This is a genomic window from Streptomyces sp. NBC_00075 (assembly GCF_045041225.1).
GTDB lineage: Bacteria > Actinomycetota > Actinomycetes > Streptomycetales > Streptomycetaceae > Streptomyces > Streptomyces adonidis.
This window is the reverse complement of sequence record NZ_CP108243.1, coordinates 1760272-1777214: the sequence shown is the minus strand read 5'-3', so window position 1 is coordinate 1777214 and position 16943 is coordinate 1760272. Positions and strand designations below refer to the sequence as shown.

Below are 16943 nucleotides of genomic sequence, written 5' to 3'. Positions count from 1 at the left end.
CGAGCTAGGAGGCGCGGTGGGTGCTGCGCGGGGCGACGGCGGGCAGCGGTGTCTGTGCCACCCGGGTGATGTCCGTGACGACCTCGACGACATCGGGCCCGTACGCCTGCGAGTTGACGACCTTCAGGAGCAGGGCGAACGAGTTGTTGCCGTGTTTGCGGGCCAGCCGTTCGTGGTTGCGGGCGAGATAGCGGGTCGCCGCCTGGTTGGTGATCGCGCGCTGGCCGCAGAAGAGGAAGACCGGCCGGGCCTCGCCGCTCTGGCCGGCGGTGAGCCGTGCGAGGATCACGTACTCGCTCTTGCCCCCCTCCAGCCGGTAGCGCTCGGTGCCGATCTGGAAGGCGCCGCGGTCCGGGCCGGGTTCGGCGTCGACGTTGACGCGTACGCCGGGCAGCAGCGAGTGCAGATGGGCCAGCATGCGGCGGTTGGAGGCCGGACCTCCCACACAGAACTCGGTCCGCTCGCCGAAGCCCTGCTGGGCGGCGTCGTGGGCGACGACCTGGGCGTGGGCGTTGCAGTCCTTGATGAGGGCGGAGAGCTCCAGGAGCGCGAACACGTCGTGGCGCATCACCGTCAGCTCGGGGCCACCGGCCTCGCGGTTCACCACGAGCAGCGACTCGGAGTTGTCCGGCAGCCCGAAGAAGGCCTGCTTGCGGCGGAGTTTGCGCCTCCACAGATAGGTGCGGGCCAGCCAGCCGAGGGCTGCGCTGATACCGGCCGCGACCACACCGAGGACGATATTGCGCACATCGTCAGTCATGGGCGCGCATGTTAGCGGTCGACCGGACCGGTGTTCGAGGGGCCCTTACGGGACCACGGGGATGAAGTTACGCTGCGCGGACGGCTGTTGACTGGAGGTATCGATGCGTCGCCCTGTCGCGCGGAATCTGGCGGTCCTGGCGGTTTCGGCTGCTGTGGTGTCGGTGGGGGCGGCGGCGCCACCCTCCGGCGCCGCGTCGGCGGATGCCGCTCCGGAGAAGGTCCCGGTCGCCGTCGGGTACGGCGGTGCCGTGGCGAGCGTGGACGCGGACGCCTCGGCCGCCGGGATCGAGATCCTGCGCAAGGGCGGCAACGCGGTGGACGCCGCCGTCGCCACGGCCGCCGCGCTCGGGGTCACGGAGCCCTACTCCAACGGCATCGGCGGGGGCGGCTACTTCGTCTACTACGACGCCAAGTCCCGTACGGTACAGACGATCGACGGCCGTGAGACGGCACCCCTGACGGCCGACTCGGGTCTGTTCCTGGAGAACGGCCAGCCGATCGCCTTCGCCGACGCCGTCACCAGCGGCCTTGGCGTCGGTACGCCGGGCACACCGGCGACCTGGCAGGCGGCGCTGGACAGTTGGGGCAGCAAGCGGCTCGGTACGCTGCTGAAGCCGGCGGAGCGGCTCGCCCGCGACGGCTTCACGGTGGACGACACGTTCCGGTCGCAGACCGCGTCCAACGAGGCGCGGTTCAGATACTTCCCGGACACGGCGGAGCTGTTCCTGCCGGGCGGCGCGTTGCCGGTGGTCGGGTCGACGTTCAAGAACCCCGATCTCGCGCGGACGTACGAGGAGTTGGGCCGCAAGGGCGTCGGCTCCCTGTACCGGGGGAAGCTGGCGAAGGAGATCGTCGACACGGTCAACGAGCCGCCGGTGGACCCGGGTTCGGGCTACAACGCGCGCCCCGGCAAGTTGTCGCTGACCGACCTGGCGGCCTACCGGGCGAAGCGTCAGGCGCCGTCGAAGACCTCGTACCGGGGCCTGGGCGTCTACTCGATGGCACCCTCCTCGTCCGGCGGGACGACGGTGGGCGAAGCCCTCAACATCCTTGAGAAGACGGACCTTTCGAAGGCGAGCGAGGTCCAGTTCCTGCACCGCTACATCGAGGCGAGCCGGATCGCCTTCGCGGACCGGGGGCGCTGGGTGGGCGACCCGGCCTTCGAGGACGTACCGACGAAGGAACTGCTGTCGCAGTCGTACGCCGACTCGCGCGAGTGCCTGATCAAGGACGACGCGGTGCTGACGAGCCCGGTCGCGCCGGGCGACCCGCGCAACCCCGCCGCCTGCAACACCGCCGGGGTCGCGGCGCCGACGACGTACGAGGGCGAGAACACGACGCATCTGACGGTGGCCGACAAGTGGGGCAACGTCGTGTCCTACACGCTGACGATCGAGCAGACCGGCGGCAGCGGCATCACCGTCCCGGGCCGCGGATTCCTCCTGAACAACGAGCTGACCGACTTCTCCTTCGCCCCGGCCAGCCCGGCCGTCCCCGACCCGAACCTGCCCGGTCCGGGCAAGCGACCGCGCTCGTCGATGTCCCCGACGATCGTCCTGGACGCCCACGGCAAGCCGGTGGTGGCCCTCGGCTCACCCGGCGGCGCGAGCATCATCACGACTGTCCTACAGACCCTGACGAGCTTCCTCGACCGAGGGGTCCCGCTGGTCGACGCGATCGCGGCACCACGCGCGAGCCAGCGCAACCAGACGACCACCGAGCTGGAACCGGCCCTGTGGACCAGCGAGTCGAGGACGAAACTGGAGGCGATCGGCCACGGCTTCCGCCTCAACCCCGAGATCGGCGCGGCAACCGGCGTACAACGCCTCCCGAACGGCAAGTGGCTGGCGGCAGCGGAGACGGTACGCCGGGGCGGCGGCTCGGCGATGGTGGTCCGGCCGGCGTCCTGAGCCGACCGAGGGCGGGCGGCGCCTGACTGACGCAGGCCGCCCGCCCGTCCTCGCGGTCGCGGCCTCCGACAACGAGGCCGGGCAGACTGGCCTGCGGCCTGCGGCCTGCGGCCTGCGGCCTGCGGCCTGCGGCCTGCGGCCTGCGGGCGGGGCGGGGCGGGTGGGGCGTGTTCGGTGCCGGTTGCCCTCCTCGTGGTCGCGGATCACGGCTGCGGCGCAGGTGTGCTCGTGTGCGGTCGGCGTCCTTGGCCGGCCGGGGGGTCCGGGCGGTTGGCCGCGTCTGGAGCGGCGGAGCACAGGCGCAGGGCGCACGTGCTCGTGGCGCGGCGTCCTTGGGCCGCTGAGGGCGGGCGGCGGTGTGTGGGGCCGGTGGCTCGTCCTCGTAGCCGCGGGCGGTTGTCGCGGGGAGGATCTACCCGCGTGCGCGGCTAGGAGGCCGGCGGCCCGTCCCCGTACATGCGGACCTCCGCCGACGGCCACGTGTACTCGATCTCCGCCACCGTGAAGCCCGCGGGCAGCCGCAGTGGGCGTTCGGCCGTGCGTAGGCCGCCCGCTCGTTCGTAGAAGGCGATCGCGCGGGTGTTGCCGGCCAGGACCTCCAGGTAGATGTCCTGGCCGGGGTGGTGGCGGGCCGCCCAGGCGAAGCCTTCGTGCAGAAGGGTGCGGCCGATGCCGGTGCCGACGTGGTCCGGGCGGGCGTGCAGGTTGTCCACGTGGACGCGGCCGTCCGTGGCCGTGTCCAGGTGGATGAAGCCGCGGAGTTCGTCGTTCTGTTCGGCCAGCAGGAGGCATCGGTCGGCTGCCGACAGGTCGGCCGTGCGGGCCCGCCACTTGGCGAGGTGCTCCGCCGCCAGCGGGCCGGCCAGGTACGCGGCGGGCATGAGCGCGGTGTACGCGCTGCGCCAACTGGCCGTGTGCAGGGCCGCGATGCTCTCCGCGTCCGCCGAAGTGCCGTTCCTGATGCGCATGGAGCCGTACGTTACGCCCGGCTCGTGTGCGCCTCCTGGCGTGCCGTGAGGATCCGGGGCCCCGACTCCGTGATCGCCACCGTGTGTTCGGCGTGGGCCGCGCGGGAGCCGTCGTTCGTGCGCAGGGTCCAGCCGTCCGGGGCCTCGTGGTAGCCGTCCTTGCCGCTGCCGATCAGCATGGGCTCGATCGCCAGGACCAGCCCGTGGCGCAGCGGCATGCCCCGGCCGGGGCGGCCCTCGTTCGGGACCGGCGGGTCCTCGTGCATCCGGCGGCCGATGCCGTGGCCGCCGAAGCCCTCCGGGATGCCGTACCCCGCGCTGCGGCACACCTCGCCGATCGCGTGCGCGATGTCGCCGATGCGGTTGCCGACGACAGCCGCCGCGATGCCCGCCGCGAGGGCCCGCTCGGCGGTCTCGACGAGCCGTACGTCGGCCGGGCGCGGCTCGCCCACGACGAAGCTCATCGCCGAGTCGCCCGCCCAGCCGCCCAGCTCGGCGCCGAAGTCGGCGGATACGAGGTCGCCGTCGCGCAGCCGGTAGTCGTTCGGGATGCCGTGCACGATCGCGTCGTTCACCGAGAGGCAGAGCACCGCCGGGAACGGCGTCGGTGCGAAGGAGGGGCGGTAGCCGAGGAAGGGGGAGGTCGCTCCCGCCGCACGCAGCACCTCGTGCGCCACCTCGTCCAGCTCCCGCAGGGAAACGCCCACGTCAGCGGCCGCTCGGACGGCCGTCAGGCCGCTGCCGACCACCTGGCCCGTCTCGTACATGGCATCGATCGCTGTGTCTGTCTTGAGTTCCACCATGCCAATTACTATACCGGTATTAGAATGGCGGCATGGTACGCACTCCTCTCACCCCCGAAGAGCGTGAACGCGGCGAGCGGCTCGGCCGGCTGCTGCGTGAGGCGCGTGGTGGCCGCAGCATGGCAGAGATCGCGGCCCGCGCCGGAATCTCCGCCGAGACCCTCCGCAAGATCGAGACCGGGCGGGCGCCGACGCCGGCGTTCTTCACGGTCGCGGCCCTCGCGCGGGTCCTCGGACTGTCCATGGACGAACTCGTCGGGAGGTGCGCGCCACTCGCCCCGGTCGCGGCATGAGCCCCGTCGCGCGGTTCAGGCCATTGTGACCGTGGTTCACATCACGTTCCGCTGGGTGCGCGGTACTCTGCGTCCGGTCCGAAAACCCCCCGTAGCCCTTCCGTAACACGACTGGTGTTTTCTACGGGGCGGAGTACTCCGTTCGGGCATGGGGTGGACATCATGGCGGTGGAACAACTCCCGGGGCAGGTGCGGGAGTTCGCGCGGTATCTGAGCGGCCTGCTGGCCCGCCTCGACCAGGGCGCGGGCTGGTGCGGCGTGTTCTGGCAGCGCGACCCCGACGGCATGCGCGCCTGTCTCGAGGGGCACGAAGTGCCGCCCTGGGACGTCGTGGAGGCGCTGCTCCAGGATCTCGCCACCGAATACGGAACCGGTGCCGTGACCCCCGAGGCCGAGCGGGCACGTGCCCTGCACCAGGCCTCGCTCACCGCGTTCGACACCCGGCCCGGCGCCCGCGACACCCTCGGCGACCGGCTCGACGTGATGCTCCGCGAGCAGAAGTACGCCGCCGAACGGCTCGCCGAACTGGGCCGGTTGCTCAACTCCGCCGGTACCCACGAGGAGGCGGAGGGTTTCCGCCTCGACCTCGCCTGGGCCCACGACGACCATGAACGCGCCACCGCGCGCTGCGCCGAACTCCGGTCCCGCCTGGACCAGTTGGCCCGCCGGGCGGTGAGCGGCGCTACCATTCCCCGCCGCGACCCCGACGACGAGGCAGGCCTGTTCGCCGCCCGCGTCCAGAACGTCCAGCACCCGGCCGACGCCCTCAACCTGCCCAGGCAGCGCACCGACCTCGACACCGACGAACGCCGCCCGACCGACGACCCGACCGCCTGGCACGACGACGAGCCCGACGCCCACGGACAGCGCTCGGCCGACGGTGCGGCTGTCAAGTACGAGGACGGGCGTGGCGCTCGCCGACAGGGTGCGGTCGACGACACGGCTGGCTGGTACGACGGCGAGCCCGGCGCCCGGGCACAGCGCTCGGTCGACGGTGGAGCTGTCGGGTACGAGGACGGGCGTGGCGCTCGCCGACAGGGTGCGGTCGACGACACGGCTGGCTGGTACGACGACGAGCGCGGCCCCCGCCGGCAGGGTGCGGACGAGCGGCAGGTCGGTGGGTACGAGAGCGGACGCGGCTCCCAGACGCAGGCCCCGGACGGCGCCGGTACCTCCCGCCACGCAGACGATCACGGCCCTGACCGGCCGGGTTCCGACGACGACCTGCGCCCCTGGCGCGGCCACCTCCGCCGCTCCGGCGGCGCGGACGACCACGAGGACCCCCGTCAGGTCGACGCCCCCGACACCCCGGAACCTCCGGTCGGGCGCACGACACCACAGCTCCCCGCCGACTGGTACGACCCCCCGGCCCCAGCCGTCACCCCCGAACCCGAACCCGAGCCCGTGCCGGCACCCGGCCGCGCCTCCAAGCAGCGCTCCAAGCGCCGTACCCGTGGCAGCGCCCGGTTCGCCGGGATGATGGACGACGCGGACACCGGCGCCACGCCCACCGTCGACCCCACCTCCATGCCGGTCATGCCCACGCCCGCCGCCCCGACCCGCCGTACCCCGCGCGGGGCACGCTTCGCCGGGTCCGCCGCTGCCGCGAAGCCCGCCGCGCCCAAGCGGGAGGCGCTGGACGACGACGCCCGGCACGACACCATCGACGCCGTCCGCAGCCTCGTACGACTGCGGAGCGAGGGACGCAGCGGTGAGGCGCACGCGCTGCTCGTCGAGGCCGCCTACTGGCCCGCAGCCCGTTTCCCGCTGCTCGCCGCCGAACTGCACCGCGCCGGGCTGGGCGCCGACTGGGCGACCTTGCTCTGGGAGGCCGCGTCCCTGCCGGCCGGCCAGCTGGTCGCCGCCGCCGACGCGCTCGTCGCGGCCGGGCGGGGGAACGACGGCCAGCAGATCCTGCGGCAGGGCATCGTGCGGCCCGCGCACGAGGTCGGCGAGGCCGTGCTCGGGCTCGTCGAGGAGGGCAGACAGCGTGAGGCGCGCGCGCTGCTCGACGCGTACGTCCGCGTCCGCACCCCCGAGGAGGCCGCCCGCAGCGTCGGCCCCGACCCCCAGCACCTCGTACCGCTGCTCCTGGAGGCGGCCCGGGGCGCGTCCGAGGACTGCTACTGGGATCTGGTGCACGCCCTCCGGGTGGCAGGCCACAGTGCGTGACCCGGGTGCCTGGGACTCGCCCACCGGGGTGTGAAACGTGATCGACTCCGCGGGTTAACGGCGATGGTCTTGGCAAGGCTGTTCCGGAGGCTTACTTTCAAGCCCCTACGACCTCTGTCTACGGGCGTAGAGGCTCTCTGACGTCCAGCCGGAAGGAACGGGTCATGGCCAACGTCGTACGTGCCGCTCTGGTTCAGGCGACCTGGACCGGCGACACCGAGTCCATGGTCGCCAAACATGTGGAGCACGCCCGTGAGGCCGCCCGGCAGGGCGCCAAGGTCATCGGGTTCCAGGAAGTCTTCAACGCCCCCTACTTCTGCCAGGTCCAGGAGCCCGAGCACTACAGCTGGGCCGAGCCCGTGCCCGACGGGCCGACGGTGGTTCGTATGCAGGAGCTGGCGCGCGAGACCGGCATGGTCATCGTCGTCCCCGTGTTCGAGGTCGAGCAGTCCGGGTTCTACTTCAACACCGCGGCTGTCATCGACGCCGACGGGACCTACCTCGGCAAGTACCGCAAGCACCACATCCCGCAGGTCAAGGGCTTCTGGGAGAAGTACTACTTCAAGCCCGGCAACCTCGGCTGGCCGATCTTCGAGACGGCCGTCGGGAAGATCGGCGTCTACATCTGCTACGACCGGCACTTCCCGGAGGGCTGGCGGCAGCTGGGCCTCAACGGCGCGCAACTCGTCTACAACCCGTCCGCCACCTCGCGCGGTCTCTCCGCCTACCTCTGGCAGCTGGAGCAGCCTGCTGCGGCCGTCGCCAACGAGTACTTCATCGCCGCCATCAACCGGGTGGGGCAGGAGGAGTACGGGGACAACGACTTCTACGGGACCTCGTACTTCGTGAACCCGCGCGGCCAGTTCGTCGGCGAGGTCGCCAGCGACAAGGACGAGGAACTCGTCGTGCGGGACCTGGATTTCGATCTCATCGAGGAAGTCCGGCAGCAGTGGGCCTTCTACCGGGACCGGCGGCCGGACGCGTACGAAGGGCTGGTGCAGCCGTGAGCGATCTGTACGGGCGTCACAAGGCCGTCCTGCCGGACTGGCTCGCCCTCTACTACGAGGACCCGATCGAGATCACGCACGGCGAGGGCCGGTACGTGTGGGACTCGGCCGGGAAGCAGTACCTCGACTTCTTCGGCGGCATCCTCACGACGATGACCGCGCACGCCCTCCCCGAGATCACCAAGGCGGTGAGCGAACAGGCCGGGCGGATCATCCACTCGTCCACGCTCTACCTGAACCGCCCGATGGTCGAACTGGCCGAGCGGATCGCCCAGTTGTCCGGCATCCCGGACGCCCGCGTCTTCTTCACCACCTCCGGCACGGAGGCCAACGACACGGCCCTCCTCCTCGCCACCTCCTACCGGCGCAGCAACCAGATCCTGGCGATGCGCAACAGCTACCACGGGCGTTCCTTCTCCACGGTCGGCATCACCGGCAACAAGGGCTGGTCCCCGACCTCCCTGTCCCCGCTCCAGACCCTGTACGTCCACGGCGGCGTCCGCAGCCGAGGCCCGTACGCGGATCTGAGTGACGACGAGTTCATCGCCGCCTGCGTCGCCGACCTGGAGGATCTGCTCGGGCACGTCCGTCCCCCCGCAGCCCTGATCGCCGAGCCGATCCAGGGCGTCGGCGGCTTCACCTCGCCGCCCGACGGCCTGTACGCGGCCTTCCGCGAGGTACTGGCGGCGCGCGGCATCCTCTGGATCGCCGACGAGGTCCAGACCGGCTGGGGTCGCACCGGCGAGCACTTCTGGGGCTGGCAGGCACACGCGGAGAACGGTCCGCCGGACATCGTCACCTTCGCCAAGGGCATCGGCAACGGCATGTCCATCGGCGGGGTCGTGGCCCGCGCCGAGATCATGAACTGCCTCGACTCCAACTCCATCTCGACCTTCGGCGGCACCCAGATCACCATGGCGGCCGGCCTCGCCAACCTCACCTACCTCCTGGAACACGACCTCCAGGGCAACGCCCGCCGCGTCGGCGGACTGCTCATCGAACGGCTGCGGGGCGTCGCCGCGCAGCTGCCGGGCGTACGGGAGGTCCGTGGGCGCGGGTTGATGATCGGCGTCGAGCTGGTGAAGCCCGGTACCGACACCGCCGACCCGGAGACCGCCGCCGCCGTGCTCGAAGCGGCCCGGGCGGAGGGGCTGCTCCTGGGCAAGGGCGGCGGCCACAACACGAGCGCGCTGCGCATCGCACCGCCGCTGTCGCTCACCGTCGCGGAGGCCGAGGAGGGCGCCGCGATCCTCGAACGCGCTCTGAGGAGCTGCGTCCAGTAACACCAGAGCAGGACCACAGCAAGGAAGTCGGCCCCATGCTTACGACCACCACCTTGGAACCCGCCCTCTCCGTCCGTCAGGTCCTCGGCCTGGAACGGGTGCTCGCGGGCGAGCCCGAGGTGGTGGCCGGGGCCGGGCATCTGGACCGGGCCGTGCGCTGGGTGCATGTCGCCGAGGCCGCCGACGTCGGCGTGATGCTCAGCGGCGGCGAGATGATCCTCACGACAGGCGTGCTGCTCGCGGGGGACGAGGAGGCCCAGGCCGAGTACATCCGGTCGCTGCACCGGGCGGAGGCCGCCGCCGTCGTTCTCGGGCTCGGCCGGGCCTTTCCCGCGCCGCCGGACGTCATGCGGCGCGCGGCCGAGCGGTGCGGGCTGCCGATGGTGGTGCTCCACCGGCCGTTCCCCTTCGCGGAGTTGACGGAGGAGGTCCAATCCCGGCTCGTACGGCGGAAGTTCGCCGCCGTGAGTCTGTCGGAGACGGTAAGGACCGCTCTTACGGGGCTGATTACCTCCGGTGCTCCCATGCAACTGCTCCTCGACGAGGTCGCCTCGCACAGTGGCTGTCCCGTCGTCGTCACCAACCTCGCCCATCGCGTCCTCGCCACGGCGGGGGAGAGGTCGGCCGTCGACGACGTGCTGCGGGACTGGGAGCGCATCTCCCGGCAGGCGGGCGGGAGCGAGGGCGACGGATGGATCCGGGCCGAGCTGGGCGGGCGCGGGGAGAGGTGGGGGCGGATCGTGCTCTGCGGATATCGCGGCGACGTCGCCACCGGGCGGCTGCTCGCCGACCGGGCCGCCGAGGCCCTCGTCCTGCACCGCATGCTCGGGGGCTCCGTGCACACGTGGGAGGAGCAGTCCGCGCAGAGCCTGCTCACGGACCTGGTGAGCGGGGTCGTACCGGCCAGGCAACTGTTGCCGAGGGCTCGTGCGGCCGGGCTGCCGGTCAACCGGCGGACCTTCGTGCCGCTCGTCGTACGGGACGGCGACCCCGCCGAACTCGACCGCGTACTACGCCTGTTGGGGCTGCCGGGACTGGTGGCCGAGCTGGCCGACGACGCCACCGCCGTCCTGCTGAGCCTCGCCCGGGACCAGGACGCCAAGGCGCTCGCCGCGCACTTCGCGCTCCGGCTGCGTACGGAGACCGCCGGGGCCCGGACCGTCGTGGCCGCCGCCGAGGCGCTCGGCTCCTGGGACGACGTACCGACCGGACTGCGCGAGGCGCTGCATGTCGCGGCGGCCGTCGCGGACACCCCGGCGGGGCAGGATCTGCCGGTCCTGGTGCATCTGAGGGACGTACGCCTTCGCGGGCTTGTCCGGCTGCTGCGGGACGATCCGCATGTCCAGGCGTTCGCCGAGCGCGAGCTGGACGGGCTGCTGTGCGGGGCCGAGGGCGAGTCGGAGCTGCTGCCCGTGCTGCGGACCTATCTCGCCACCGGGCGCAACAAATCACGTACCGCGCAACTGCACCACGTCTCGCGCCCCGCGCTCTACCGCCGCCTGGAGGCGATAGAGGCGCGGCTCGGGCTCGATCTCGACGACTTCGAGCAGGCCGCCTCCGTGCATATCGCGCTCCTCGCGCACGACGCTCAGCAAGGCCGATGACCGCACTCCCCGATGCTCCGTCTTACCGCTCCGAAACATCAAAGGACCTGGGAAAACAGTGGTGAAACATGGGCCCAAGTCAGGGTGACACCGTGGAACGCCGAACGCCCGCAGGCGTGACACCGTGCAACTCAAACCCGATCTCCAGGCTTCCTAGGCTCGGTGTACACCGAGTGACCGGAGGTCCCGATGAGCAGGGTGATTCGCGCCGCCATCTTCCAGACTGCCTGGACGGGCGACAAGGAGTCGATGATCCAGGTCCACGAGCAGGCGGTCCGCGACGCCGCGGCGCAGGGTGCTCAAGTCATGTGTTTCCAGGAGCTGTTCTACGGACCGTACTTCTGCCAGGTCCAGGACAAGGCGTTCTACGAGTACGCCGAGCAGATCCCGAACGGCCCGATCGTGAAGCGCTTCCAGGCGCTCGCCAAGGAACTGGGCATCGTCCTCGTCCTGCCGATGTACGAGGAGGAGCAGCCGGGCGTCCTCTACAACACGGCCGCTGTGATCGACGCGGACGGCTCGTACCTCGGCAAGTACCGCAAGCACCACATCCCGCAGGTCGCCGGGTTCTGGGAGAAGTTCTACTTCCGTCCGGGCAACGCGGGCTGGCCGATCTTCGAGACGGCCGTGGGCAAGATCGGCGTCTACATCTGCTACGACCGGCACTTCCCGGAGGGCTGGCGTGCGCTGGGCCTCGAAGGCGCCGAGATCGTCTTCAACCCGTCGGCCACCTCGCGCGGCCTGTCCGCCTACCTCTGGCAGCTGGAGCAGCCTGCTGCGGCCGTCGCCAACGAGTACTTCGTCGGCGCGATCAACCGGGTCGGCGTCGAGGAACTGGGCGACAACGACTTCTACGGGACCTCGTACTTCGTGGACCCGGAGGCACAGTTCGTCGGCGAGGTGGCGAGCGACAAGGAGACCGAACTCGTCGTCCGCGACCTGGACATGGGCAAGCTGCGAGAGGTCCGCGACCGCTGGCAGTTCTACCGCGACCGCCGCCCGGAGGCCTACGGCCCCCTTACGGCGCCGTAACAAGCAGACGCTCACACCCGCGCCCCGTCGTTAGGGGCGCGGGGAACTGCGCGACCAGCCACATCCAACCGGCACCTTCGAGACAACCGAACGGAGCGTGAACCCATGGCCGGCCGTACTCTCATCCGCGGTGGACTAGTCATCACCGCGTCCGACGAGATCCATGCCGACGTCCTCATCGAGGACGGCCGTATCGTCGCCCTCGCCGCCGCAGGCACCACCGCGGCCGAGTCGTGGACGGCCGAGCGGACCATAGACGCCACCGGAAAGTACGTCATCCCCGGCGGCGTCGACGCGCACACCCACATGGAACTGCCGTTCGGCGGTACGGCCGCCTCGGACACCTTCGAGACCGGCACCCGGGCCGCCGCCTGGGGCGGTACGACCACGATCATCGACTTCGCCGTGCAGAGCGTCGGCCAGTCGCTGCGCGACGGACTCGACACCTGGAACGCCAAGGCCGACGGCAACTGCGCCATCGACTACGCCTTCCACATGATCGTCTCCGACGTGAACCAGGACACGCTCAAGGAGATGGACCTGCTGGTCGAGGAGGGCGTCACCTCCTTCAAGCAGTTCATGGCCTACCCGGGCGTCTTCTACAGCGACGACGGCCAGATCCTGCGCGCCATGCAACGCTCCGCCGAGAACGGCGGCCTGATCATGATGCACGCCGAGAACGGCATCGCGATCGACGTCCTCGTCGAACAGGCGCTGGCTCGCGGCGAGACCGACCCCCGCTACCACGGCGAGGTCCGCAAGGCCCTCCTCGAAGCGGAGGCCACGCACCGCGCGATCAAGCTCGCGCAGGTCGCCGGCGCACCCCTTTACGTCGTCCACGTCTCGGCGCAGGAGGCAGTCGCCGAGCTGGCACGGGCGCGCGACGAGGGGCTCAACGTCTTCGGCGAGACCTGCCCGCAGTACCTGTTCCTGTCGACGGACAACCTGGCCGAGCCGGACTTCGAGGGCGCCAAGTACGTGTGCTCGACGCCCCTTCGGCCCAAGGACCACCAGGCCGCGCTGTGGCGGGGGCTGCGCACGAACGACCTCCAGGTCGTCTCCACGGACCACTGCCCGTTCTGCTTCGAGGGCCAGAAGGAGCTGGGGCGCGGCGACTTCTCGAAGATCCCCAACGGGCTCCCGGGCGTCGAGAACCGCATGGACCTGCTCCACCAGGCAGTAGTCGACGGACACATCAGCCGCCGCCGCTGGATCGAGATCGCCTGCGCCACCCCGGCGCGGATGTTCGGCCTCTACCCGAAGAAGGGCACCATCGCCCCGGGCGCCGACGCCGACATCGTCATCTACGACCCGGCGGCCGAGCAGACCGTCTCCGCCGAGACCCACCACATGAACGTCGACTACTCGGCGTACGAGGGCAAGCGGATCACCGGCCGCGTCGAGACCGTCCTCTCGCGGGGCGAACTCGTCATCACCGAGCGGGAGTTCACCGGACGCGCGGGTCACGGCGTCTACACCCCCCGCTCCACCTGTCAGTACCTGACCTGAACTAGGAGTGGAGCAGATGGACTTCGGACTCGTCCTCCAGACCGACCCGCCGGCCTCGCGTGTCATCGAGCTGATGCAGCGCGCCGAGGGCAACGGCTTCACGTACGGCTGGACCTTCGACTCCGCCGTGCTGTGGCAGGAACCGTTCGTGATCTACAGTCAGATCCTTTCCAGCACCGAGAAGTTGACGGTCGGCCCGATGGTCACCAACCCGGGCACCCGCACCTGGGAGGTCACCGCCTCCACCTTCGCGACCCTCAACGACATGTTCGGCAACCGCACGGTCTGCGGCATCGGCCGTGGTGACTCCGCGATGCGCGTCGCCGGCCGCTCGCCCAACACGCTGGCCCGGATCAGCGGCGCGATGAAGGTCATCCGCTCGCTGGGCCGGGGCGACGAGGCCGACCTCGGCGGTACGGTGATCAAGTTCCCGTGGGTGAAGCCGGGCGCCGAACTCCCCGTCTGGATGGCCGCGTACGGCCCCAAGGCGCTCAAGATGACCGGCGAGGAGGCCGACGGGTTCATCCTCCAGCTCGCCGACCTCTACCTCACCGAGTACATGGTGAAGACGGTCAAGGACGCGGCCGTCGCCGCCGGACGTGACCCGTCCGAGGTGAAGATCTGCGTCGCCGCCCCCGCGTACATCACCGAGGACGACTCGCCCGAGGCGCTCGCCCACGCCCGTGAGCAGTGCCGCTGGTTCGGCGGGATGGTCGGCAACCACGTCGCCGACCTGGTGTCGAAGTACGGCGAACACTCCGCCGCCGTACCCGAGGAACTCACCGATTACATCAAGGCCCGTGAGGGGTACGACTACTCCCATCACGGCCGCGCCGACAACCCCGACACCCAGTTCGTGCCCGACGAGATCGTCGACCGGTTCTGCATCATCGGCACCCCCGAGATGCACATCGAGAAGCTCAACAAGCTGCGCGAGCTGGGCGTCGACCAGTTCGCCGTCTACGACATGCACGACGCGCAGGAGAAGGTCATCGACGCGTACGGCACGACGGTCATCCCCGCCGTCAACAGCTGACCCACGCAACCGGACAACTCCCCATCCCCCCACTCCAGTTCTCCCCTCTCCCGCCGTCCCGGGAGAGGGGGCCGGAGCCCGCACGGCCTTTCCGGATCCGCCCCTCGTTTGATTGGCCTGCCCATGACCGACACCGCTCCCACGGCCATACCGCCGTCCTCCCAACTCACCCTCCCCGACGGCCGGGTGGAGATCTCCCCCGACGCGCCCGCTCCCAGCGGGCCGTACGCCAACGAGGACCTGCTGCCGGTTCCGGTCGAGAAGCGCACCTGGAACACGTACAACTTCTCGGCTCTCTGGGTGGGCATGGCCCACAACACGGCCTCCTGGACCCTTGCTTCGGGTCTGATCGCCGTGGGCATGGACTGGAAGCAGGCCGTGCTCACGATCGCCCTGGCGAACGTGATCGTGCTGATCCCGATGCTGCTCACCGGGCACGCCGGGCCCAAGTACGGCATCCCCTTCCCCGTCTTCGCCCGCGCCTCCTTCGGTATCCGGGGCGCCAACCTCCCCGCCGTCGTACGGGCGTTGGTGGCGTGCGGCTGGTTCGGGATCCAGACCTGGATCGGCGGCGAGGCGATCTACTTCCTCGCCGGCAAGCTGATCGGCAACGGCTGGAGCGACGCCGGGAAGATCGGCGGCTACGCCTGGACGATGTGGCTGTCCTTCGCCATCTTCTGGGCGATCCAGGTCGCGATCATCTACCGGGGCATGGAGACGATCCGCCGCTTCGAGAACTGGGCCGCGCCCTTCGTCCTCGTCGGCGCCGGTGTGATGCTGTGGTGGATGGCCGACAAGGCCGGCGGCTTCGGCCCGCTGCTCGACCAGCCCTCCAAGCTGGGCTACGGCGCGGACTTCTGGAAGATCTTCGCGCCCGCCCTCATGGGCATGATCGGCTTCTGGTCCACGCTGTCGCTGAACATCCCGGACTTCACCCGGTACGGGAAGAGCCAGAAGGCCCAGACATGGGGGCAGGCGCTCGGTCTGCCGACCACGATGACGCTCTTCGCGTTCCTGTCCGTCATGGTCACCTCGGGCTCGCAGGCCGTGTACGGCGAGGCCATCTGGGACCCGGTACAGCTCGCCGCCAAGACCGACAACGTCTTCGGGCTGCTGTTCGCCCTGGTCACCGTGCTGGTGGCGACCCTGTCCGTGAACGTCGCGGCCAACCTGGTCTCCCCGGCCTTCGACTTCTCCAACATCGCGCCCCGCAAGATAAGTTTCCGGGCCGGCGCGCTCGCCACCTGTGTACTGGGCGTGCTGATCTTCCCCTGGAAGCTGTACTCCGACCCGCAGGGCTACATCTTCACCTGGCTCGGTCTGGTCGGCGGTCTGCTCGGCACGGTCGCCGGCATCCTCATCGCCGACTACTGGATCCTGCGCCGCGGCAAGCTCGACCTCGCCGACCTGTACAAGGCGGGCGGACGCTACTGGTACGAGAACGGCTGGAACTGGCGCGCGGTCGTCGCGTTCCTGGTCGGCGGTGTGCTGGCGATCGGCGGCGCCAACTTCGCCCCGCTGATCGACGGGCGGCCCATCCCGGCGCTGTCCTCACTGGCGAACTACGGCTGGGCCGTGGGTCTGGGCACCTCGATGGTGCTCTACCTGGTGCTGATGGTGGCGACCGGCAAGGGGAAGGTCGAGGTGAAGGCGCAGACCTGACCCTGCGACACGTGACGGAGGGCGGCCGGTTCTACCGGCCGCCCTCCAGCGCTGCCACCGCGTCCCGGGCGGCCTTGATGGCGCCCTTGTTGATCACGTCCGTGCTGGGCGCCTTCTTCGACTCGAAGTCGCTGCCGTTGTACGTGATCACCACCAGCGCGTTCGACGCGCGGACCAGCACCACGCCCTCGCGGGTCTGCTGCTTGTCCTCGGTGGTGAGGTTCACGACGGAGTAGGCGGCGTCACCGAGACCCGGCACGACCCCGCCGCCGCTCTTCTCCGTCATCCGCTCCTTGTACGTCTTCTCCGCCGCCGCGTCCGTGTCGGACAGCTCGAACGACACGTCGAGCCAGCGGTAGTCGTATCCCTTGAGCGCGTTCCAGGAGCAGGTGCGGCGCGCCTTCGTGTCCGTCGACGGGATCTCCTTGCCGGCCGCCTTGGCGCCCGGGACAAGGGACTTGATCGTGCCCGGGGGTATGGCCGAGCAGGGCGCGGGCGCGGCGGTGAAGGTCTTCGAGGCCGCCGAGGTCGAGGGCGCGGTGGGCGACGAGGACGCGCCCTTGGCGGCCGCCTCGGGTTCGTCGGCGGTCGGTGACGCGGCGAGCGGACCCGAGGACAACGCCCAGCCGGCGGTGGCGAGCACGGCGACCGGCGCCAGGCGTGTGACGAGCGCGAGCGGCAGAGGAAGGCTCAAGGCGCACTTCTCGTGGGGGACGGTGCGGAGGGGGGTCCGCACTCCGGACGGGACGCCAGTGTCACATGACTGCCTGTGGGGCGGAAGTAAGAACTCGCTCCGTGGCTGTGCGATGACTGTCCTTCATGATCGGCCGCCCGGACTGTCCGTCAGAATGCGCAAATCGGCGTCGACAGTGCGCAATTCACTATCAATGGTTGTCAATACG

The 16943-nt window shown here is 70.4% G+C and carries 14 protein-coding genes; 10 read left to right on the top strand and 4 right to left on the bottom strand.

Going from position 1 to position 16943, the window contains the following annotated elements; genetic code table 11:
- Positions 1 to 4 precede the first annotated feature (4 nt).
- A complete protein-coding gene (locus tag OG787_RS07630) occupies positions 5 to 760 on the bottom strand; it encodes a hypothetical protein (RefSeq protein WP_369031351.1) in 756 nt (251 codons plus the stop codon).
- 103 nt (positions 761 to 863) lie between these two features.
- Between OG787_RS07630 and ggt the strand changes: the two genes are divergently transcribed.
- Positions 864 to 2672: a gamma-glutamyltransferase gene (gene ggt, locus OG787_RS07625; RefSeq protein ID WP_369031350.1), complete on the top strand. Its 1809-nt coding sequence runs from the start codon at positions 864 to 866 to the stop codon at positions 2670 to 2672.
- Between the two features lie 428 nt (positions 2673 to 3100).
- Here ggt and OG787_RS07620 read toward each other — a convergent pair whose 3' ends face one another.
- Entirely contained in the window at positions 3101 to 3640 is a 540-nt protein-coding gene (locus OG787_RS07620; RefSeq protein ID WP_369031349.1) for an N-acetyltransferase family protein, read from the bottom strand.
- Between the two features lie 11 nt (positions 3641 to 3651).
- Positions 3652 to 4443 carry a type I methionyl aminopeptidase gene (gene map, locus OG787_RS07615; protein WP_369031348.1) on the bottom strand — a complete coding sequence of 264 codons (792 nt, stop codon included), beginning with the start codon at positions 4441 to 4443 and terminating at the stop codon, positions 3652 to 3654.
- Between the two features lie 32 nt (positions 4444 to 4475).
- Here map and OG787_RS07610 point away from each other — a divergent pair, with 32 nt between their 5' ends.
- From OG787_RS07610 to OG787_RS07570, 9 genes are all read left to right on the top strand, one after another.
- Complete coding sequence (locus OG787_RS07610) at positions 4476 to 4736, top strand: helix-turn-helix domain-containing protein (protein WP_369031347.1); 261 nt, start codon at positions 4476 to 4478, stop codon at positions 4734 to 4736.
- A gap of 162 nt (positions 4737 to 4898) precedes the next feature.
- Positions 4899 to 6908, top strand: coding sequence for a hypothetical protein (locus tag OG787_RS07605; RefSeq protein ID WP_405534639.1), 2010 nt, complete (start codon positions 4899 to 4901; stop codon positions 6906 to 6908).
- Between the two features lie 164 nt (positions 6909 to 7072).
- Entirely contained in the window at positions 7073 to 7915 is an 843-nt protein-coding gene (locus OG787_RS07600; RefSeq protein ID WP_369031345.1) for a nitrilase-related carbon-nitrogen hydrolase, read from the top strand.
- A complete protein-coding gene (locus OG787_RS07595) occupies positions 7912 to 9198 on the top strand; it encodes an aspartate aminotransferase family protein (protein ID WP_369031344.1) in 1287 nt (428 codons plus the stop codon). Before OG787_RS07600 ends, OG787_RS07595 begins: the two co-directional genes overlap by 4 nt.
- Positions 9199 to 9233: 35 nt before the next feature.
- Positions 9234 to 10802 (top strand): PucR family transcriptional regulator, encoded by a 1569-nt coding sequence (locus tag OG787_RS07590; protein WP_405534638.1) that lies wholly within the window; start codon positions 9234 to 9236, stop codon positions 10800 to 10802.
- A gap of 189 nt (positions 10803 to 10991) precedes the next feature.
- Positions 10992 to 11834, top strand: a complete 843-nt coding sequence (locus tag OG787_RS07585; protein WP_369031342.1) for a nitrilase-related carbon-nitrogen hydrolase — start codon at positions 10992 to 10994, stop codon at positions 11832 to 11834.
- 105 nt (positions 11835 to 11939) lie between these two features.
- A complete protein-coding gene (gene hydA / locus OG787_RS07580; RefSeq protein WP_369031341.1) occupies positions 11940 to 13343 on the top strand; it encodes a dihydropyrimidinase in 1404 nt (467 codons plus the stop codon).
- A gap of 16 nt (positions 13344 to 13359) precedes the next feature.
- Positions 13360 to 14379: a TIGR03842 family LLM class F420-dependent oxidoreductase gene (locus OG787_RS07575; protein ID WP_369031340.1), complete on the top strand. Its 1020-nt coding sequence runs from the start codon at positions 13360 to 13362 to the stop codon at positions 14377 to 14379.
- A gap of 123 nt (positions 14380 to 14502) precedes the next feature.
- A complete protein-coding gene (locus OG787_RS07570; RefSeq protein ID WP_405534637.1) occupies positions 14503 to 16041 on the top strand; it encodes an NCS1 family nucleobase:cation symporter-1 in 1539 nt (512 codons plus the stop codon).
- A 31-nt stretch (positions 16042 to 16072) separates the two neighbouring features.
- Here OG787_RS07570 and OG787_RS07565 read toward each other — a convergent pair whose 3' ends face one another.
- Positions 16073 to 16735, bottom strand: a complete 663-nt coding sequence (locus OG787_RS07565; RefSeq protein WP_369031338.1) for a hypothetical protein — start codon at positions 16733 to 16735, stop codon at positions 16073 to 16075.
- Positions 16736 to 16943: the final 208 nt, after the last annotated feature.